We start from the raw sequence: 19555 nt of genomic DNA on the forward strand, positions 1-19555 counted from the left end.
GGAGTTCACGGGCGGCGGACCACGAAGGGGCCGATGGCGAGCAGGTCGATGGGGGCGGAGCCGAAACACTCGAGCGCGTCCCGCGGCGAGTCGACCATGGGCCTTCCCGCGGTGTTGAGACTGGTGTTGACGACGGCGGGTACCCCGGTGCGCCGTTCGAACGCCGTCAGCATCCTGGCCACCAGTGGTTCCTGTGCCGGATCGACGGTCTGCACGCGGGCGGTGCCGTCGACATGGGTGACCGCCGGGATCCGGTCCCTCCATTGTGGAGCGACGTCGTGCACGAAAAGCATGTAGGGGCTGGGAAGCGGGCCGCGGGAGAAGACGTCCCCGGCGCGTTCGGCGAGCACCATCGGCGCCACCGGCCGGAACTGTTCGCGGCCCTTGACGTCGTTGAGCCGTTCGAGATTCGCTTTGTGCCCGGGATGCGCGAGCAGCGAACGGTGGCCGAGCGCACGCGGGCCGAACTCGGCGCGGCCTTGGAACCAGGCCACGATCCGGTCGTCCGCGAGCGCCTCCGCCACCGTCTCGGCGACGTCGTCCGGACGCTCGTAGCGCACGTTCGCGGTCTTGAGCGCGCTTTCCAGCTGGTCGTCCGTCCAGCCACGGCCCAGAGCCGCGCCCGACATCGGCGCGCCGCGCTCACCGAAGTCGGCCGCGAGCTGCAGGGCAGCACCGAGCGCGGTGCCCGCGTCACCGGCGGCGGGCTGCACCCAGATCCGCTCGAAGGGGCCCTCCGCGTGGAGCCGGGTGTTCGCGACGCAGTTGAGCGCGATTCCGCCTGCCAGCGCCAGATCGGTGTGCCCGGTGCGCTCGTGAAGCCCCTTGGTCAGGTCGAGGAGGACGTCCTCCAAGCAGCGCTGCACGCTCGCGGTCAGGTCCGCGTGCACCCGCCGCGGTTCCTGGCCGGGCTCCACGGCCGGCGCGAACGACGTCCAGTCGATCGGATCGGTCCGGAAACCCATGCCGTTGGTGTGGACGTGTTCGCGGATCCGGTCGAGGAACCGCGGTGTCCCGTACGAGGCCAGCGCCATCACCTTGTACTCGTCACTGGAGCGGGCGAACCCGAGGTGCTCGGTGAGGTCCTCGTACATCAGCCCGAGGGAATGGGGGAGCCGCTGCTGCGCGAGTTCTTCGAACTTGCCGTCGCGGTATTCACCGGCGAGATAGGACGTGCTCTCGCCGCGGCCGTCGGCGACCAGGACCGCGCAGTCGTCGAAGGGGGCGGCCAACGCGGCCGACGCGGCATGCGCGACGTGGTGCCGGACGAACCGGACGATCGCGGGATCGAGCCCGGGTAGCGCCGCCTTGAGGAAGCCGGGTGCCCGGCGGGCGTAATCGGTCCGCAGGCCCTCGTTCTTCCCGTCGTGGCCGTCGAGACCCGGTTCGACCAGGGCCGGATCGTAGGAATAGCCGACCGCGTCGAGATCCTGCGCGGAGATGCCCGCTTCGGCGAGGCACCACGCGGCCGCTTCGGCCGGTTGTTCCCAGGCGGAGAACGGGACGGGCCGTTTGCCGTGTTTGCGGCGGCTGAACCGCTCCTCCTCCGCCGCGGCCACGATCTCCCCGTCGACGACCAGCGCGGCGGCCGGATCATGGAAGACGGCGTTGACACCGAGAATGCGCACCGGGCCACCTCTCTGTTCCGGGATGCGGGCCGTGACCCGCCCTTGCTCCTCTAGCGCTACCCGGTGCGATCGTGGATAAACGACGCGGCGCGAAAGCCCAGGACGTCGCTACTCAGCGAAGCGGCTGGAGGGGTTGTTCCGGGCGTACCAGTCGACGGTGCGCGGAAGTCCTTCCGCCATCTCGATCTCCGGCTCCCAACCGAGTTCGCGGCGAGCCAGCGAGATGTCGGGGCAGCGGCGCGTGGGATCGTCGACCGCCGCTTCGATGTACTCGATCGCGGACGAGCTCCCGGTGACCGACAAGACCTCCTCGGCGATCCGCAGCACGGTGAGCTCACCCGGGTTGCCCAGATTCACCGGCCCCGGCAGATCGGAAGCCGCCAGCGCCAGCAGGCCCCGGACGGTGTCGTCGACGTAGCAGATCGACCGGGTCTGTCGGCCCGTCCCGGCCACGGTGAGCGCCGCGCCGCTGAGCGCCTGGCAGATGAACGTCGGGATCATCCGGCCGTCGTCGGGGCGCATCCTCGGCCCGTAGGTGTTGAAGATCCGGGCGATGGCGGTGTTCACCCCACGCTCCCGCCGCATGGCCGAGGTGAGTGCTTCGGCGTACCGCTTGGCCTCGTCGTAGACACTGCGTGGGCCGATCGGGTTCACATTGCCCCAGTAGTCCTCGCGCTGGGGATGTTCCCGCGGATCTCCGTAGACCTCGCTGGTGGACGCGAGGACGAAGCGGGCGCCGTCGCGTTCGGCGATGTCCAGGGCGTGTTCGGTGCCGTACGACCCCGCGCGCAGCGTTTCCAGGGGAAGCCGGAAGTAGTCGCGCGGCGAGGCGGCGGAGGCCAGGTGGAACACGACGTCGAAGCGGCCTGGCTCGTTCAGCGGCGCGGTGACGTCTCGTGTGGCCAACCGGAAGCCGGGAAGATCAAGGAGATGTTCGACGTTGCCGGCGTCTGCGGTGGCGAGGTTGTCGGCCGCGACGACTTCGGTCCCCGCCGCCAGCAGCCGCTCGCACAGGTGCGAGCCGACGAATCCGGCACCCCCGGTCACCAAGGCTCGTTCGAACGCTGCGGTCATGGCGACGGGCTACCCGGGCCCACCTCGGAAAAAACCCCGTGTGAATCGGGCAGGGTGGGGTACGCGTCGGATATGCGCACATTGGTGATCGGCTGGGCGAGTTTCCGCCATGGTGAGGCGACCGCGGGTGACGTCCTCAGCATGCGCCGGATCGACGAAGCGCTGTCCACCGTCGGCGTTCCGCACGATCTGGCGTGGAGCCCCGTCTATCGTCCGCGAGAATTGAGCTACGAGGAAGTGGACCCGGCGCGCTACAGCCACGTCGTGTTCGTCTGCGGGCCCGCGCACGGGTGGCAGGTCCGCGAGGTGCACCGGCGGTTCGCCCACAGCTGGCGGATCGCCGTCGGGGTTTCGGTGATCGATCCGGACGACGACGCCGTCACCGGGTTCGACCAGGTGTTGTCCCGTGATCAGAACGGGATGGCCGTACCCGATCTGTCCACCGAGGCCGTGACCGACGAGGTACTCGTGACAGGCATCATTCTCGCTCCGGGACAGCGGGAGTACGGCGACGCGGCGCGGCACGACGACGTCCACGCCGCGGTGACGGAGTGGATCGCCGGGGTCGACTGCGGCAGGATCCCCCTCGACACCCGTCTGGCGGCTTCGGACTGGGAAAAGTGCGAGACGCCGGACCAATTCACCTCAATCCTGTCGCATCTGGACGTGGTGGTCACGACCCGGCTGCACGGTCTGGTGCTGGGACTCCGCGCGGGCGTACCGGTACTGGCCGTCGATCCGGTCGCCGGCGGCGGAAAGATGACCGCGCAGGCCGATGCGCTCGGGTGGCCGGCGCTCGTCCCCGCGGAGGAGGCGACGCGGCCGGAGGTCCTCGACTCGTGGTGGCAGTGGTGTTCCTCGGTCCAGGGCCGGGCGGTGGCCGCCCTCCGCGCGTTGCCGACGGACAACACCCTGATCAAGGACATGGTCAAGGCGCTCAAGACGGGCCCGATGCGATGACCGGTGCCCGGACCACGGTGGTGATCGCCACCCGGAACCGCGCTACGGAACTGACCAGGACCTTGACCGAGCTGACGGCCTTGCGGCCGCGGCCTCCGGTGATCGTACTGGACAACGCGTCCAGTGACGACACGGCGGATCGTGCCGCGGAGTTCCCCGACGTCCGGCTGGTCCGGCTGCCGCGCAACCTCGGTGCGGCTGCCCGGAATCTCGGCGTCGCGCTGGCGCGGACACCGTATGCCGCCTTCAGCGACGACGACTCCTGGTGGGCGGAGGACGCCCTCGCCGAAGCCGAGCGGATCCTCGACGACCACCCCGATGTCGGTCTGGTCGCGGCGAAAACCCTGGTCGGTGAAGAGGAACGCGAGGACCCGGTCGTCCAGCTCATGGCGGAGAGCCCGTTGGGCACGCCCGATGGATCACCGGGACCGTCGGTGCTCGGTTTCCTCGCGTGCTCGGCCGTCGTCCGCCGGAAGGCGTACCTTCAGGCGGCGGGATTCAACCCTCTGCTGCATTTCGGCGCGGAGGAACGGTTGCTGTCCTACGATCTCGCCGCCCACGGCTGGCGGTTGTGCTACGTGGACCGGGTGCGGGCGCACCACCACCCGTCGACGGCGCGGCCGTCACGGGGCTGGCGTGCGCGCGCCGAACTGCGGAATCGGTTGCTGATCACGGTCATGCGCCGTCCGGTGCGCCAGTGCCTCACCGACGGGCTTCGCGTGCTCACGAGGATTCCGCGTGAGCCACACGTGGTCGGTGCACTGGCCGGGGTGCTCCGACGCCTGCCGTCGGCACTCGCCGAACGCCGTCCGCTGCCCGACGGCGTGGAGCGCCAGATCCGTGTTCTCGAACATGCGCAGGGAGGCTGAAGTGCAGGACCGGATCACGGTCGTGATGATCACCCACAATCGGCGTGAGCAGCTGCTGGAAACACTCGAGCAGATGACGGGGCTGCGCGACGCCGCGCCGATCGTCCTGGTGGACAACGCCTCCACCGACGGATCCGCGGACGCCGTCGAGCGGCGGTATCCGGCGGTCCAGGTGCTCCGATCGCCCCGGAACCTGGGCGCGGTGGCCAGAAACGTCGCCGTCCGGGCGGTGAAAACGCCGTATGTCGCCTTCTGCGACGACGACACCCGTTGGCAGCCGGGCGCCCTGACGCGCGCCGCCGATCAACTCGACCGCTACCCGGCCCTCGGCGTGGTGACCGGCCGGTGCCTGGTGGAACCCGACCTGACGGAGGACCCCATCACGCCGGAACTGAGGCATTCGCCCGTCCCCGGACCGGACTGGCTACCCGGCCCCGCGTTGCTGGGCGTGATGGCGGGCCTGTCGGCCGTCCGCGTCCGCGCCTTCACCGACGTCGGCGGATTCTCCGAACGCCTGTGGCTCGGCGGGGAAGAGGAACTGTTCGCCCTCGACTTGGCCGCACGAGGCTGGTGGATGTGCTGGGACGAGGAAATGGTGATCCACCACGCGCCCTCGACCGTCCGGGATCCGCGCCGCCGACGGCAACTCGGGATCCGGAACACTCTGTGGACGCTGTGGCTACGACGGCCGTTCTCCAGCGTCCTGCGTCGCATGGTCACCGTGCTGCGCTCGGCGCCGTTCGACCGGGCGACCTTGACCGCGGTGGCCGAGGCGGTGCGGGGAATTCCCTGGGTGCTGCGGAATCGTGCGGTGGTGCCGGTGGAGGTGGAACGAGGGCTGGTGCTGCTGGAGGACGCGCAGCGGAACTCGGTGGCGCGGCGATACGTGGGGTGAAGCGCGGCGCGGGGTTTCACACCGTCTCGGTTGCAAGCCGGTGGAGGAGAACCGCATGTTCCCTTCTTCGCGGGAAGCGAGACCTTCCCGTGGGTCTGGGGGGCAACTCTCGAGTTCGTTGCGTCGGTCTATGTCCTGAGGTGCATGGTGTTGCGCCTCGGTTCCCCGCTGGGGTCGAGGTAGGCGGGCGGGGTGAACGCGGGTAGTCCGTCTTGGGCGATTTGAACTTTCCATTCGCTGTGGTGGATCAGCCGGTGATGCTTCGTGCACAGCAGCACGAGATTGTCGATCTTCGTTTCGCCGTGGTGTCGCCAGAAGACGATGTGGTGTGCGGTGCAGCGGGGTACGGGCATGTCGCAGCCGGGGAAGGCGCAGCCGCCGTCGCGGATGGTGAGTGCGTATTTCTGCGCCAGCGACACAGTCCGTTTGGATCTGCCGATGTCCAAGGGTTCGCCTGCGGTGCCGAGGACGCCGGGTCGCACTCGGGCGTCGCAGGCGAGGATCCTTGCGTCGGTGGCGCTGATCGGCCCGACCAGATCCAGATGCGCTTCACCGAGGTCACTGATCAGGTCCTCATACGACATGGTGATGAGAATGTGGGTGGCCTCTCCCGCCTGGCCGGGAAGGTTTCGGCTGGTGGTCTTCAATCGGACGTAGTCGGTGAAGGCGTCGCCATAGCGCTCGTCCTGGGTACGGGAGTCACGGACCCCGTCGATGGCCTTATGCGGTTTCGCCATCGGGTCGAGGTCGGACTTCAACCGCGCATAGGTCTCGAGATCGAGTCTGGCTTTGAGCCCGAGCGTGCCGTCGCGGTGCTTCACGAACCGCAGCTCCGGCCGCGTGTCTTTCGGGTCCTCGTTGCGGGGCTCTTTCCCGTCGGGATCGAGCTTGTCCAACAGCCGTCGTCCGGCTCGGGCGATCTGCCGAGGCCCCGCCCGACGGGCCAGATCGACGAGGATCTTCTCCCCGCCCCGCACGTCCTCTTCCGAGACCGTGGAGGGGATCCGGGCCAGGGTACGGATGATCGCATCGATCTGCGCACCCCCGATCGCGCCCTCCGCTGCAGCCTCGGCGGTCAATGGCGCCAACGGCGGCTGAGGATCTCCGCCGATAGACGGCCCCGGATGCAACGCCAGCACCCGATCGGCACGAGCAGAGGCTTCCTTGTCCGTCACCTGAAAGTCCTCGAAAATCAGCGCCGCCAACGTCGAATGACCCGAGCATCCACGGACACCGCGAGTATTGATTTCCGCCAGGATCGCATTCTGCTCCGCCTCCAACTGCCGCTTCACAACCTCGATTTCCTGCTTCCGGGCATGCAGCGTCGCAGTATCGGCACGCCACCACTCGGAGCGCACCGCCTGAGGACTGTTTTCGCTGGCCACGACCTCAACGATACCCGTGCTCGAACACATGTGCTAGCCCGATTTGCGTAGCGGTCGCGTCTGGCTCATTTCACCCGATAGGGAACGCTGGACCGCCAAACAACTGCGCTGAGCAACAACCTTAAAGACGCGTAGGTGTCTTCGCTGCGAAGGAGCCTTGAGTGGCGCTTCAGCTTATTTGAGAGGTGCGGAAAAATCGCCACTCACGACCCGCATTTAGTCCTCTAAATGCGGCTTCAGGAACCCACCCCAGCCTCCGCATCCGCGACAGCCGCGGCCTCAGCGCCGCTCTCACCCGTCAGGACACGCTCGTAGGCCCGCACGGTATCCGCAGCTACCCGGTCCCACGAGTACCGCGCACGCACCCGGTCGCAGCCCGCCACCCCGTACGCCTCGCACAGGGACGCGTCCGGAACCAGCCGCCGCAGCGCGTTCGCGAGCGCCTTGGGATCGCGCGGCGGTACGTGCAGGCCGGTGACGCCGTGGATCACCGTGTCGATCAGGCCGCCGACGGCGCTGGCCACCACCGGGACACCGCACGCCATCGCTTCGAGGGGCACGATGCCGAAGGGTTCGTACCAAGGGGTGCAGACGACGGCGTCGGCGGAACGCAGGAGCGCGGGCATGTCCTTGCGCGACACTTGTCCCGGCATGTGCACCCGGTCGCTCACACCTACCCGTTCGGCGATGCGGCGCAGGCGGCGCGCTTCGTCGTCTTTGGCGAGGTCACCCGAGCCGGGACCGCCGGCGATGACCAGTTCGGTGGCGGGCAACCCGGCCAATGCCGCGATGGCGACGTCGAAACCCTTGCGCGGCACCAGCCTGCCCACGCTCACGATCCGATGTGGAGCCGTGCGGGGAGCGACCTCGCCGTCCGAAGTGAAGGTCGTGAGGTCGACGCCGCACGGAACGATGGAGACGCGTGAGCGCGTCAAACCCATGCGCACGAGTTCGAACACCTCGTCCGAGCAGGTCGCGATCACCCGGTCGACCTTCTTCGCGATCATCCGCTCGAGCCGGACGCGGTCGGCCGGGCTGGTGTCGTTCTTGCCCTGGTAGCGCCGTTTCACCGTGCCGAGGGCGTGAAAGGTCTGCGTCACCGGGATTTCGAGGTCCTTGGCGGCGAGCACCGAGGCGAGCCCGGACATCCAGAAGTGTGCGTGGGCCACGTCCGGGCGGTCCTTGGCCCATTTGGAGCGGAGCACCCGGCCGAACTCTCCCATATGCGGCAGGAGGTCGTCCTTCGGCAGCTTCTTCGGCGGCCCGGCGGACACGTGGACGACCCGGTAGCCGTCCGGGGCTTCCACCATGGCAGGGGAGCGGCGGTTCTCGCGGCGCGTGTAGACGGTGACGTCGTGTCCTTGGCGGCTCAGCGCGGCCGAGAGTTCGGCGACGTGGACGTTCTGACCGCCCGCGTCGGCTCCGCCCAGCGCGGCGAGCGGGCTGGCGTGCTCGGAAACCATCGCGATCTTCATAAGTCTCCTTCCCGTCCGCCCCGGGCGGATCAAGCGGTCACATCGGTGAGCAGGGCGTCCCAGCGCTTCAGAAAAGCATCGAGGCCGTAGTGCGCCAGCGCGTGCTCGCGCGCCGCCTTCCCTGCCAGTGCGGCGAAATCAGGTTCGTGGACGAGCTCTCGGTAGGCCTTCGCCAGCGCCTTGACGTCGGTCGAGATCGCCCCCGCGTCGGGTGGCACCGCCAGGGTCGCTTCGGTGGTGGCCAGCGCGACGACCGGCATCCCCAGGTGCATCGCCTCGAGCAGGGAAAGCCCGAGTGACGTCCAGCGGGCGGTGTGCAGGTACACCCGGCGTTTGGCGGCCTCGGTGTGCAGCTCCCGGCTCGGGAGGTCACCGCCCGGCCGCACCCCGGGATGCTCGCCCTCCAGTTCCCCGCTGCCGATGCCGAACACGTCCACGGGGGCGATCTCCGCGAACGCGGGGAGCAGATCGGTGCCGGTGATCCGTCCCCGCCGGAGGGGTTCGTTGATCATCGCCGCGCCGTGCGGGAGTTCGCCGGTGTACTGCTCACCGGGATCTGGGATGCCATGGGGCACAACGACCGTGGGTGCGCTGCCCGAATCCCACATGAGCTCGTTGAAGTGCGTCACGTGGACGAGCGGGATGTCGTCGTGGTCGGCCAGGGGATGGCGGGTGGTCACCGCGTTCGGCCGAGGAGTGTTGTGCTCGACGTAGACCGCGGGCACGTCCTTGCCCGGGTGACGGCGCAACCACCGGGTCGCCAAGGCGATCTCGTCGGGGCGCTGCAGGACGACGACGTCGAAGTCGAGATCCTTCAGCCGTTCGACGGGGACTTCTTCCGCGTCGGGCCAGTCGCGTCCACACAGTCCTCGTCCCCAGGGCCCGCCTTCGTCGAGGAGGGGGAGGAAGTAGCGATGACCGCCGCGCACGAAGGCCTCCGACCACGAACCGTGAACGTGCCACAGCAAGACCCTGAGCGGCGCCATCTTCGTCATGTACGACTGATTGCCCTCTGAAGTCGAGTTAAACGTCCGTCCGCGCTTGAACCTGATCTCGTCGTGCGCGCCGCGTGGCGAGAAGGGCGACGGCCAGCGCGGTCAGCGAGGTGAGCGCGTGGAGCACGTTGTCCGCCCAGCCGAAGTTGACTGCGTCACCGGCCATGGTCGTCGCCGCCGAAAACACACCGAAAGCGGTCAAACCGGCGAAGGCGACGAAAACGATCCAGCTGTAGGCGAGGGTCGCCGAAGGTTTCATCACCGCCGCCAGTCCGAGTACACCCACGATCGTGCGAATGATGTCGAGCATCCCGGTCGCGCTGAAAATCCAGAGAGTGTTGTGCCCGGCCTGATTGGTTTCGGGCAGAAAGAAGAAACCGAGTACGCCCAGTACCAAGTGGACCAGTGCGAGGATCAGGATGACCGGCCGCAGGGGCGAGATGGTCGAACGTTCGTTCATCGGAAAGGCCTCCGTTCACCAAAGACCGGTACGGATACCTCGTGAGGGCGCCGCGAAAACGTCACGGACGCCCTCGGTCGAGGACGTCCGTGACGTTTTCGCGGGCAGGGATCAGCCGGACTGCGGATCCGTGTCGTCGTGCGGATCGCCCGAGGACGTGCCTTGTTCGCCTCGCACCTCCTGGCGTTCCTCGTCGCGGTCCTTCTTCCCGCCTTCGGCTTCGGCGGTCTTGTTCTGGTCGTCACCCATCATGGGCACCTCGAATCCTCGACGGTTCATCGAGCGGCTACCCCCTTTCGTACCTGGTTAACCCTGTTCCGTGGTCCCGATTTCGAGACCATTGTGGACGTTTGGCACCGAAGGGCCGGGGTAGCCGGAAGCACCGAGTCGGCGAACCGGAGGACCCATGACCGCGATCACCAGTTCCGCGAGACCACTTGCCCCGGCGCGGCCGTGGCTGCTCCGGCCGCCCGGGGTGTACCGGCCACAGGACGACACCTGGTTCCTCGCGACGGCTTTGCGGGCATCGGGAATGCCGTCGGGGGCGAGGGTGCTCGATCTCTGCACGGGGACCGGCGCGCTCGCGCTGACGGCGGCGGCGAGCGGTGCCGGTTCGGTCACCGCCGTGGACATCTCCCGCCGGGCCTTGGCCGCGGTGTGGGCGAACGCGCGCCTGCGACGGATGCCGGTCCGGCCGGTGCGCGGCAGCCTTGCCGAGGCGGCTCGTGGGGGACCGTACGACGTCGTGCTGGCCAATCCGCCGTATGTCCCGTCTCCGGTCCCGGCGACCGGTGCGGCACGGGCCTGGGACGCGGGTCCGGACGGGCGGGTCGTGCTGAGCCCGGTCTGTTCGGAGGCGCCGTCCCTGGTCGCGCCCGGCGGTTATCTCCTGCTCGTCCAGTCCACCGTGGCGGGTGTCGACCGCTCGCTGGACGAGCTGCGGGCCGCCGGGATGACGGCCGCCCTGGTGGCGAGCCGGTTCATCCCGTTCGGACCGGTGATGCGGGAGCGGGCGGAGTTCCTCGAAGCCGCCGGGCTGATCACCGCGGACCAGCGGCACGAAGAACTGGTGGTGATCCGTGCCGACCGGACGTAGGACGCGGGTGCGGATCGAGCCCGGCGGGCCGATGCTGGTGGAGGGACCGGTCGAGATCGTCACCCCTGAGGGTGAAACGGTCACCTCGGACCGGTTCGTGGTCGCTCTCTGCGCCTGCCGTCGCAGCAAGCGTTACCCGTTCTGCGACACCAGCCACCGCCGCCGGTCACGGCAAGGGGTGCAGCGGCCGGAGGAGTGAGGACTCCCCGGCCGCCCAGGCCTTCGTGAGGTGGTCGGCCAGCCGGGACTCCAGCAGATCGGTGGCCTGGATACCCAGTGCGACGTCGGCCGCGAGTTCCGGTTCCCGCGCCAGCAGGTCGCCGACGACGTCGTGCCGCAGCACCTGTTCGTGTACGGCGTCCGCCTCGATGTGCTCGGTGTAGAAGTAACGGCACTCCGCGGCGCCACCGAGCCGCCGCAGCGCTTCGTCCATCCGCCGCGCGGCCGGGGCCGTGGTGATCTCGGCGCTCGCGAAGTGCCCGACGAGGGCGCCGCGAAGGCTCCGGTGCAGGCCGAACAGCGACATCATGTTCACCGTCGCCAGCGTGCAGCCGGGCACGTGGTCCAGATAGCCGAGATAGTCCGGCGACAACCCGGCCGCGGTCAGCAGCTCTGCGAACAGCCGGGAATGCGCCTGATCCGCCCGTCCGCCGCCGAACTCGTCGAACTCGACGGCGACCAGCGCCGCCTTGGCCTTTCCGCGTAGCCGCGGGATCACCCACGCGTGTGGATCGGCCTCCTTGAGGTGGTAGATCGACCGGTGGGCGAAGTACTCCTCGACATGCCACCAGGAGCCCTCGTCGCGCAGGAAGTGGGAGACGCCGTTCCCGTCGGCCGGTTCGACCAGGAGGTCGTCCAGCAGGCCGTCGACGTCGTCGCCGCCGGGAACGGCGGCCCGGATGCCGTCGAGGAAGACGCGTTCCAGCGCGCCACGGAACCGCAGCAGCCCCGTGTCCCATTCCCAGCCCGGATCGACCTCGGCGAAGCCCTGGTAGTGCAGTTCGTAGCAGACGTGCAAGGCCAGTTGCAGGTCTTCGCCGAAGGGATCGGCGTCCCACACCTCGTCGAGGTCGAAGTCGTTCGTGCGCCCGCCGGCCAAGGTGTCCACCACGGCGGCGGACAGCGGGCCGCGGATCTCCGGCAGGCGCGCGGCCACCTGCACTTCCGTCGTCGTCATGATCGGGGGATACCCGGTCTATCCGAGCGGAACCGTCTCTTCGGTCAACATTCGCAGCACCGCGATGTCACCGTCGGTGGCGGCCCGGCGCTGCCGTTCGGCTCCGGTGCCTTCGTTCTCGAGCTGTTCGAGCAGGGTGCTCACGAGCGACAGGTCGCCGGTCTCCGCCAGCGCCGCCCGCGTGTGCTCCCGCAGCGAGGCGAGCCTGCCGGTGGCCGGGACCGGTTTTCCGGCCACCGGGTCGATGGCCGGTCCGGACAGCCCGTACCGCGCGGCCGACCAGACCGCGGCCGCCGCGATCTGCGGGTCGAGGGGTTCGGCTTCGACGCCCTTGTCCAGCGCGTCGAGCGCGGTGCGCACCAGTGCCCGGGTCAGCAGTGCCTGCAGCACCGCTTCGTCCACGGTGGACGCGGTATCAGCCGCGCGGACCTCGACCGTCGGCCAGCTCGGTGACGGCCTCGCCAGCCAGAAGGTCTGTTTGGCGTCGACGAGCACGCCGCAGTCCACCAGCCGGTCGACCTGGATCTCGTAGTCCTCGATGTCCGCGAAGTGCGGTGCGATCCCGGATCCGGGGAACCGGCTTTGCTCCACCATCCGCCAGCTGTCGTACCCGCTGTCCCGGCCGCCGTCGAACGGCGAGTTCGCGGACAGGGCGAGCAGCGTGGGCAGCCATTCGGCCAGATGGTTCACCACGGCGACCGCCGTGTCGCGGTCGGGTACGCCGATGTGGACGTGGCAACCGCAGGCTTCGTAGGACCGCACCACTCCCGCGTACAGGCTGTCCACCTTGCCGAACCGGTCGTCGCCGTCCTGGTGATCGCGCTCAGGCGGACCGCGCAGCGCGGTACCCGAGGCGATGATGGCGCAGTCCTCGGCGGCGGCCGCTTCGGCGAGTGACCGCCGCCCCGCCACCAGGTGGTGGTACAGCTCTTCCGAGGTCTCGCAGACACCGGTGGCGGCCTCGATCTGCGTCGGCCGCAACTCCCGGTGCACCGCGGCGCCGTCGGGCAAGGGACAGCAGGCCCGCTGCCGGGCGACGACCGCCTCCGCGCGCGGACAGCTCACCCCGGTTCGGGGGTCGACCAGCAGGAATTCCTCTTCGACACCGATACCGGTCATCACCGCTCCCGCTTCTTCGGCAACGCGTGCACGGCCGGCCCCTGGATCACCGAGCCGTCCAGGGCGAAGCGCGAGCCGTGGCACGGGCAGTCCCAGGTCTTCTCCGCGTTGTTGAACGCCACCAGGCAGCCGAGGTGCGTGCAATGCGCGCCGACGGCGTGCAGTTCACCGCCGGGATCGCGGTAGGCGGCGACGAGTTCACCGCCGTCCCGGGTGACCTTGGCCTCGCCGGGGGCCAGTTCGTCCAGGGCCGCGGGCTTGCGTAACGCGCTGACGTGGTCGCCCACCAGGAATTTCGCCACCGTGGCGTTGTTCTCCACCGTCGTGATCGCGGAACGGAGGTCGAAGCGGTTGGGGTCGTAGAGGCCCGCCGAGGGGTCTTCCCTGCCGGTCAGCAGATCCGCCAGCAGCAGCCCCGCCGCTGTGCCGCCGGTCATGCCCCATTGGCCGAAGCCGGTGGCGACCCAGAGATGACGGCTCGCCGGATGGTAACGCCCGACGTACGGTACGGAGTCCACAGTGGACAAGTCGTGGGCGGACCAGCGGTGGGTGACGCGACGCACCCCCGCGTGGGCGCTCGCCCAGCTCGCCAGTCGTTCGTAGCGGCTTTCCACGTCGACGGAGTCACCGACCCGGTAGTGCTCACCACCGGCGACCGCGTACGGGACGCCGTCGTTGAGGTAGCCGCGAACGGAGTGGTGCGTGTCGGCGTCGAGGTACATCCCGTCCACTCGCCGGTTGCCCTCGACCGGGCCCGCGACGACCAGATCACGCACCGGGTCGAGCCGCGCGAAGAACAGGCCACGATCCAGCATCGGGTAATGGGTCGCCACCACGACTTCGCCCGCGCGCACCTCACCCGCGCTGGTCCGCACCCGGGTGCCGCCGAGTTCGTCGACGCCTTCCGCGCGGACACCCTCCACGATCGTGCCGCCCGCGCGTTCGATCTGCTCCGCGAGGCCGAGCAGCCACCGGCGAGGGTGGAAGTGGGCTTGTCCGGCGAACTTCACCGCACCGAGTGAAGGCACGTCGAGGTCGACGTCGGTGACGAAGGACGCGGGCAGACCCGCTTCGGCGGCGGCTTCGGCTTCCCGTTCGAGGCTTTCCACGGTTCCGGGCCGCGTTGTGTAGACGAAGCTGTCCGCTCGGGTGAAGCCGCAGTCGATGCCGAGTTCGGCCGAAGCGGCGGCGATCCAGTCCAAGGCCGCGGCTTGCGTGTACGCGTAGGTCGCGGCGGCTTCGGCACCCTTGGCCTTGGTCAAGGTGGCGTACTTCACCCCGTGCTGGGTGCTGATCTTCGCCGTGGTGTGGCCCGAAACACCCGCCGCGAGACGGGCCGCCTCCAGGACGAGCACCGAGCGTCCCGCCCTGGCCAGCCGGTAGGCCGTGGTCAGCCCCGCGATGCCGGCGCCGAGGACGGCGACGTCGACCTCCCTCGGCAGCGGAGTGCCGGTCCGATCGGGAGCGGGAGCGGTGTCGAGCCACAGTGAACGCGTTCCGGGCAACTCCGTCATGGCGCCCGGATTCCCGCACGCCAACGCGGGCAAACCAGCGGCGGCGGGGTTTTCCGGCTCGGGTAGCGGGGTAGCCGTCGGCCATGAACCCAGGTCCTAGGTCCCCCGAGAAAAAGAACATCTTCGTGATCGGTCTCGACGAGAGCAACGAAGCGGTGCTGGAGCGGATTCCGGGCGCGGACGGGTACCGCTTCCACCCGCTGCTGTCGGTCGAGGAACTCCAGTACGGCGAGATCCCGATCATCGATCTCATGGAGAAGGCGCAGAAGCAGCTGGACGCCTTCGACGGGACGATCGACGCCATCGTCAGCTACTGGGATTTCCCGTCCTCGACGATGGTGGCGATGCTGTGCGAGAAGTACGGCTTGCCAGGTGTCTCGCTCGAAGCGGTACTCAAATGCGAGCACAAGTACTGGAGCAGGCTCGAACAGGCGAAGGTGATCGACGAGTTGCCCGCGTTCGGCATCGTCGACCTGGACGACGAGAAGCCTGAGCCGCCTGATGGTGTCGACTACCCCATGTGGCTCAAGCCGGTGAAGTCGTTCTCGTCCGAACTGGCCTTCCACGTCACCGACGAAGACGAGTTCGCCAAGGCCGTCGCCGAGATCCGCGAGGGCGTCGACCGCGTCGGCAAACCCTTCGACTACATCCTCGGCAAGGTCGACCTGCCCGCCGCGGTGGCCGACGCCGGGGGTGCGGCCTGCCTGGCGGAAGGCGCGCTCAACGGGGTCCAGGCCGCGACCGAAGGCTATGTCCACAACGGACAGGTCACCGTCTACGGCGTCCTCGATTCGATCAACTATCCCGACACCCCTTGCTTCATGAGACACCAGTACCCGTCGCAGCTGCCGGACGACTCCGTCCGGCGGATGAAGGAGATCTCGGTACTGGTGATGGAGCAGATCGGCTTCGACAACGCCACGTTCAGCATCGAGTTCTTCTGCCATCCCGAATCCGGGCAGGCCTGCCTGCTGGAGATCAACCCGAGGCATTCCCAGTCCCACGCCGAGCTCTTCGAATACGTCGACGGTTTGGCGAACCACCAGATCATGGTGAAACTCGGGCTCGGCGAGGATCCCGGCGAGCGGCGGCATCGAGGTGACTACCAGATCGCGGGCAAGTGGTACTACCGCCGCTTCGAGGACGGGAAGGTGACCCGCGTACCCACTCGCGCCGAGATCACCGACCTGGAGGCCGAGATCCCCGGCGTGAAGATCGAGATCGTGCCGGAGAAGGGCCTGCGGCTTTCGGAACTGCCCGCACAGGACAGCTACAGCTACGAACTCGCCCATCTCTTCATCGCGGCGCAGACCGAACGGGAGATGGAGCACAAGTACCGCCGGTGCACCGAAGCGCTGCGGTTCGAATTCGAGGAGGGATAGCCCATGCGGACGGTGGCTTCGCTGCCGTACGAGATCACCGAGGACGACCACGTCTGGATCCCGATGTCCGACGGGATCCGGCTGTCGGCCAGGATCTGGCGCCCGGTCGCCTCGGACACCGAACCGGTGCCCGCGATCCTGGAGTACATCCCGTACCGCCACCGCGATCTGACGTCGGTGCGGGACTCGGTGCATCACCCGTATCTGGCCGGGCACGGGTACGCCTGTGTCCGCGTCGACATCCGGGGGTCGGGGGAGTCGGAGGGCGTGCTCGCCGACGAGTACCTCGAACGGGAGCAGCTCGACGCGGAAGAGGTCCTCGAATGGATCGCCGCGCAGCCGTGGTGCACCGGCCGGACCGGGATGATGGGCATCTCCTGGGGCGGGTTCGCCGCGTTGCAGACCGCCGCGCGTAAACCGCCCGGTCTCGCCGCCATCGCGATCTCGTCCTTCACCGACGACCGGTACGCCGACGACATGCACTACATGGGTGGCTGCCTGCTGTCGGACAACGTCGCCGAGGCGTCCACCATGTTCGCCTACAGCACGTTGCCGCCCGATCCCGCGCTGGCGGGGGAGCGGTGGCGCGACCTGTGGTTCGAACGGCTGGAGAACTGCAGTCTCTGGATCGGGGAGTGGCTGAGTCATCAGCGTCGGGACGACTACTGGCGGCACGCTTCGGTCTGCGAGAACTACAGCGACGTCCAGGTGCCCGTGCTCGCCTCCAGCGGCTGGGCCGACGGCTATTCGAACGCGGTGTCCCGGCTGCTGGCCAACCTCGACGTGCCACGCCGGGGCCTGATCGGGCCGTGGTCGCACAAGTACCCGCACCTGGGGCAGCCGGGTCCGGCCATCGGGTACCTGCAGGAGCTGGTCCGCTGGTGGGATCACTGGCTGAAGGACATCGAGAACGGTGTCATGGACGGGCCGATGCTCCAGACCTGGATGCAGGACAGCGTGCCGCCGTCGACGTCGTACGAGGACCGGCCCGGCCGCTGGGTCGGCGAGCCGTCCTGGCCGTCGCCGCATGTTCACCCGTCGGAACACCGGCTCACCCGGCACCGGATCGCCCGGCCGGGTGAAGAAGTCCCGGAGGAGGGGCTGTCCGTGGAGTCGCCGCTGTCGGTCGGCCAGTTCGCGGGGAAGTGGGCCTCCTACAGCGCGCCGCCGGACCTGCCGTACGACCAGCGGGAAGAGGACGGCGGTTCGCTCGTCTTCGACACCGACGAACTCACCGAACCGTGCGAGATTCTCGGTTCACCGGTGGTGGAGCTGGAAGTCTCCGCGGACAAGCCGGTGGCGATGGTCGCCGCCCGCCTGTCCGACGTCGCGCCGGACGGCCGGGCCACGCGGGTGACCTACGGATTGCTGAACCTGACCCATCGAGACGGGCACGACGAGCCGGAACCGGTGGAGCCGGGGAAACGGTACCGGGTGCGGATCGAACTCAACGCCGTCGCGCAGGCCTTCCCCGCGGGTCACCGGATCCGGCTTTCGCTCTCGTCGTCGTACTGGCCACTCGCCTGGCCGCCGCCGGAACCGGCGATGGTGACCGTCCACACCGGACAGAGCAGGCTCACCCTCCCGGTCCGTCCGGTGGCCGAAGCGGACGAGGTACCCGCCCGGCCGTTCGACGAGCCCGAAGGCACCGAGCCGTTGCCCGCCACGCAACTCGAACCCGGTGAGCAACGCTGGACCGTCTCCCGTGACCTGATCGACTACCGGTCCGCGCTCGACATCGTGAAGAACGCGGGCAAGGTCCGCTTCGACGACATCGACCTCGAAGTCACCAGGAACGTGCTGGAACGCTACTCGTGGGTGGCGGACGACTTCTGTTCCCCGGTGGCGGAAACCTCGTGGTCGATCACCTTCGCCCGCGGCGACTGGGAAGCCAGGTCCGAGACCCGCACCCGCGTTTCCTGCACCCCCACCGAGTTCGTCATCGACGCCCAGCTCGACGGGTACGAGGGGGAGCGAAGGTCGTTCTCCCGCAACTGGCATCGGACGGTTCCCCGTGACCACGTCTAAGACAAGCCTGCGGGCGAAGGCGCTGTACGCCTGGTTGCGGATCACCAAGCGGAAGCGCCTCTACGCCGACATCGACCGTTTCCGTCGGAGTATCGAACGCAGCCAACGCGAGGGACACACCGAGCCGAGCCGGTCGATCCGCCGCCGCTTCGACGTCCGGGAGTCCGAAGTGGACGGGCGCCCCTGCTACACGATCCGCCCGCACGACGCCGGGATCGGCAAACAGGTGCTGTACTTCCACGGTGGCGCCTACGTGCACCAGATCCAGCACGACCACTGGAAGTTCTTCGGCAGGCTGATCTCCCGCACCGAGTGCGCGGTGACCGTCCCGATCTATCCGCTGGCGCCCGCGCATCAGTGCCCGGCGACCGTCGAGTTCGTCAAGCGTGCCTACGACAAGTTCGCCGCCGGACTCCAGCCGGAGGATCAGGTCGTGATGGGCGACTCCGCCGGCGCGGGCATCGCGCTCGAACTCGTCAAATCGTTGCGCGACGACGGGCGTCCGGTGCCGAAGGAGACCGTGCTGCTGTCGCCGTGGCTGGATCTCACGATGAGCCATCCGGCCCAGCCGGCCTTGGACCGGCGGGATCCGTATCTCGCGCTCACCGGGCTGAACGAGGCGGCACGGCTCTACAGCGGACCGTTGCCGCGGACGGATCCCCGCCTCAGCCCGATTTCCGGGGATCTCACCGGGCTCGGGAACCTGACCACCTATATCGGCACCCGGGACGTCCTGCTCACCGACGCGCGACGGCTGCGGACGCTCTGCACCGAACAGGGCGTGCCGCTCGGCTACCACGAATTCGAAGGCATGATCCATGCCTGGATGATCGCGTCGATCCCGGAGGCGACACGAGTCGTGGAGGAGATCGCACATCTTGTCGACCGTCGTTGAATTCCGTGTAGCGACGGTCTGAACGGGTATCCGGAGAAGAGCGGCCGGTGTAGCGAGGTTGTGCGGCCTCCGGCCGCGAGGTGGACCGGCGTGGGCAGCCCCGGCGGAGCAGGGACGCCGGCGCGCCGGTCACCGTGACCACTGTGGAGCGGTTGGATGCGGCAAGTGAGTTCGTTGAGGGAGCTCGCCGACCTGGTACGGGGGCGGAAAGAGCTTTACGTGCGTTGGGCGCCGTCACCGGAGCATCGCGCGGGTACCAGCCGCGACGAGCTCACCGGGGCGGAACTGCCAGGGCTCTCGGTGAATCCGCTCGATCCCGAACCGTGGTGGCGGGACCAGCCGCTGGAACTGTGGCTGGCCAGGAGGCTCTACGACTACTGCCACCTCCGGCACGAACGGCGCCGGGACACGAAACCGTGGGTGCTGTCGGGACGCATCGTCGGTTCCGGGCCGGACAACGAGCCGTTGCTCACCGATCCGGAGCCGGTCGCCCGGATCTCCACCGACGTCTTGAGCGAAGCGCGGGATCTGTTGCGGCGGCACGCGAAGGAAGACTCCCAATGGGGCCCGCTGCGCCGGCCGCCGGAGCTTGACCGGGCCTGA

At 68.6% G+C, this 19555-nt stretch carries 19 protein-coding genes; 9 read left to right on the top strand and 10 right to left on the bottom strand.

Annotation, left to right across the window (positions count from 1 at the left end; genetic code table 11):
* Positions 1-5: 5 nt before the first annotated feature.
* Complete coding sequence (locus tag ACZ7KI_RS11690) at positions 6-1628, bottom strand: carbamoyltransferase family protein (protein ID WP_470273085.1); 1623 nt, start codon at positions 1626-1628, stop codon at positions 6-8.
* A 108-nt stretch (positions 1629-1736) separates the two neighbouring features.
* Positions 1737-2702, bottom strand: a complete 966-nt coding sequence (locus ACZ7KI_RS11695; protein ID WP_470273086.1) for an NAD-dependent epimerase/dehydratase family protein — start codon at positions 2700-2702, stop codon at positions 1737-1739.
* 72 nt (positions 2703-2774) lie between these two features.
* On the opposite strand from ACZ7KI_RS11695, the gene ACZ7KI_RS11700 reads away from it, so the two are divergent.
* The 3 genes from ACZ7KI_RS11700 to ACZ7KI_RS11710 are packed head-to-tail and all read left to right on the top strand — an operon-like array spanning position 2775 to position 5426.
* Positions 2775-3662 (top strand): polysaccharide pyruvyl transferase family protein, encoded by an 888-nt coding sequence (locus tag ACZ7KI_RS11700; protein ID WP_470273087.1) that lies wholly within the window; start codon positions 2775-2777, stop codon positions 3660-3662.
* A complete protein-coding gene (locus ACZ7KI_RS11705) occupies positions 3659-4531 on the top strand; it encodes a glycosyltransferase family 2 protein (RefSeq protein WP_470273088.1) in 873 nt (290 codons plus the stop codon). The genes ACZ7KI_RS11700 and ACZ7KI_RS11705 overlap by 4 nt, the downstream gene beginning before the upstream one ends.
* A complete protein-coding gene (locus ACZ7KI_RS11710; RefSeq protein ID WP_470273089.1) occupies positions 4515-5426 on the top strand; it encodes a glycosyltransferase family 2 protein in 912 nt (303 codons plus the stop codon). The genes ACZ7KI_RS11705 and ACZ7KI_RS11710 overlap by 17 nt, the downstream gene beginning before the upstream one ends.
* A gap of 128 nt (positions 5427-5554) precedes the next feature.
* Here ACZ7KI_RS11710 and ACZ7KI_RS11715 read toward each other — a convergent pair whose 3' ends face one another.
* The 5 genes from ACZ7KI_RS11715 to ACZ7KI_RS11735 all read right to left on the bottom strand — a co-directional run bounded on the left by ACZ7KI_RS11715 (position 5555) and on the right by ACZ7KI_RS11735 (position 10020).
* Entirely contained in the window at positions 5555-6811 is a 1257-nt protein-coding gene (locus tag ACZ7KI_RS11715) for an HNH endonuclease signature motif containing protein (RefSeq protein WP_470273090.1), read from the bottom strand.
* Positions 6812-7047: 236 nt separating this feature from the next.
* On the bottom strand, positions 7048-8286 hold the full coding sequence (locus ACZ7KI_RS11720; RefSeq protein ID WP_470273091.1) for a glycosyltransferase: 1239 nt from the start codon (positions 8284-8286) through the stop codon (positions 7048-7050).
* Positions 8287-8315: 29 nt separating this feature from the next.
* Entirely contained in the window at positions 8316-9281 is a 966-nt protein-coding gene (locus ACZ7KI_RS11725) for a glycosyltransferase (RefSeq protein ID WP_470273092.1), read from the bottom strand.
* 28 nt (positions 9282-9309) lie between these two features.
* The gene (locus ACZ7KI_RS11730) at positions 9310-9741 is read right to left on the bottom strand and encodes a DUF4383 domain-containing protein (RefSeq protein WP_470273093.1); all 432 of its coding nucleotides are present in this window, start codon (positions 9739-9741) and stop codon (positions 9310-9312) included.
* A 111-nt stretch (positions 9742-9852) separates the two neighbouring features.
* Positions 9853-10020, bottom strand: coding sequence for a hypothetical protein (locus ACZ7KI_RS11735; protein WP_470273094.1), 168 nt, complete (start codon positions 10018-10020; stop codon positions 9853-9855).
* A gap of 127 nt (positions 10021-10147) precedes the next feature.
* On the opposite strand from ACZ7KI_RS11735, the gene ACZ7KI_RS11740 reads away from it, so the two are divergent.
* Together ACZ7KI_RS11740 and ACZ7KI_RS11745 are read left to right on the top strand one after the other, a co-directional pair.
* Complete coding sequence (locus ACZ7KI_RS11740) at positions 10148-10837, top strand: methyltransferase (protein ID WP_470273095.1); 690 nt, start codon at positions 10148-10150, stop codon at positions 10835-10837.
* On the top strand, positions 10821-11036 hold the full coding sequence (locus tag ACZ7KI_RS11745; RefSeq protein ID WP_470273096.1) for a CDGSH iron-sulfur domain-containing protein: 216 nt from the start codon (positions 10821-10823) through the stop codon (positions 11034-11036). The genes ACZ7KI_RS11740 and ACZ7KI_RS11745 overlap by 17 nt, the downstream gene beginning before the upstream one ends.
* Here ACZ7KI_RS11745 and ACZ7KI_RS11750 read toward each other — a convergent pair.
* The 3 genes from ACZ7KI_RS11750 to ACZ7KI_RS11760 are packed head-to-tail and all read right to left on the bottom strand — an operon-like array spanning position 11004 to position 14647.
* On the bottom strand, positions 11004-12014 hold the full coding sequence (locus ACZ7KI_RS11750; RefSeq protein WP_470273097.1) for an iron-containing redox enzyme family protein: 1011 nt from the start codon (positions 12012-12014) through the stop codon (positions 11004-11006). The two genes, ACZ7KI_RS11745 and ACZ7KI_RS11750, sit on opposite strands and share 33 nt — an antisense overlap.
* An 18-nt stretch (positions 12015-12032) precedes the next feature.
* Entirely contained in the window at positions 12033-13133 is a 1101-nt protein-coding gene (locus tag ACZ7KI_RS11755) for a carboxylate-amine ligase (RefSeq protein WP_470273098.1), read from the bottom strand.
* On the bottom strand, positions 13133-14647 hold the full coding sequence (locus tag ACZ7KI_RS11760) for an FAD-dependent oxidoreductase (protein ID WP_470273099.1): 1515 nt from the start codon (positions 14645-14647) through the stop codon (positions 13133-13135). The genes ACZ7KI_RS11755 and ACZ7KI_RS11760 overlap by 1 nt, the downstream gene beginning before the upstream one ends.
* Before the next feature lie 83 nt (positions 14648-14730).
* Here ACZ7KI_RS11760 and ACZ7KI_RS11765 point away from each other — a divergent pair, with 83 nt between their 5' ends.
* The 4 genes from ACZ7KI_RS11765 to ACZ7KI_RS11780 all read left to right on the top strand — a co-directional run bounded on the left by ACZ7KI_RS11765 (position 14731) and on the right by ACZ7KI_RS11780 (position 19555).
* Complete coding sequence (locus ACZ7KI_RS11765) at positions 14731-16029, top strand: ATP-grasp domain-containing protein (protein WP_470273100.1); 1299 nt, start codon at positions 14731-14733, stop codon at positions 16027-16029.
* 3 nt (positions 16030-16032) lie between these two features.
* The gene (locus ACZ7KI_RS11770) at positions 16033-18057 is read left to right on the top strand and encodes a CocE/NonD family hydrolase (RefSeq protein ID WP_470273101.1); all 2025 of its coding nucleotides are present in this window, start codon (positions 16033-16035) and stop codon (positions 18055-18057) included.
* Entirely contained in the window at positions 18044-18952 is a 909-nt protein-coding gene (locus tag ACZ7KI_RS11775; RefSeq protein ID WP_470273102.1) for an alpha/beta hydrolase fold domain-containing protein, read from the top strand. The genes ACZ7KI_RS11770 and ACZ7KI_RS11775 overlap by 14 nt, the downstream gene beginning before the upstream one ends.
* Positions 18953-19108: 156 nt before the next feature.
* A complete protein-coding gene (locus ACZ7KI_RS11780; RefSeq protein WP_470273103.1) occupies positions 19109-19555 on the top strand; it encodes a DUF6098 family protein in 447 nt (148 codons plus the stop codon).

It is taken from the genome of Amycolatopsis sp. NPDC039088, assembly GCF_055598845.1.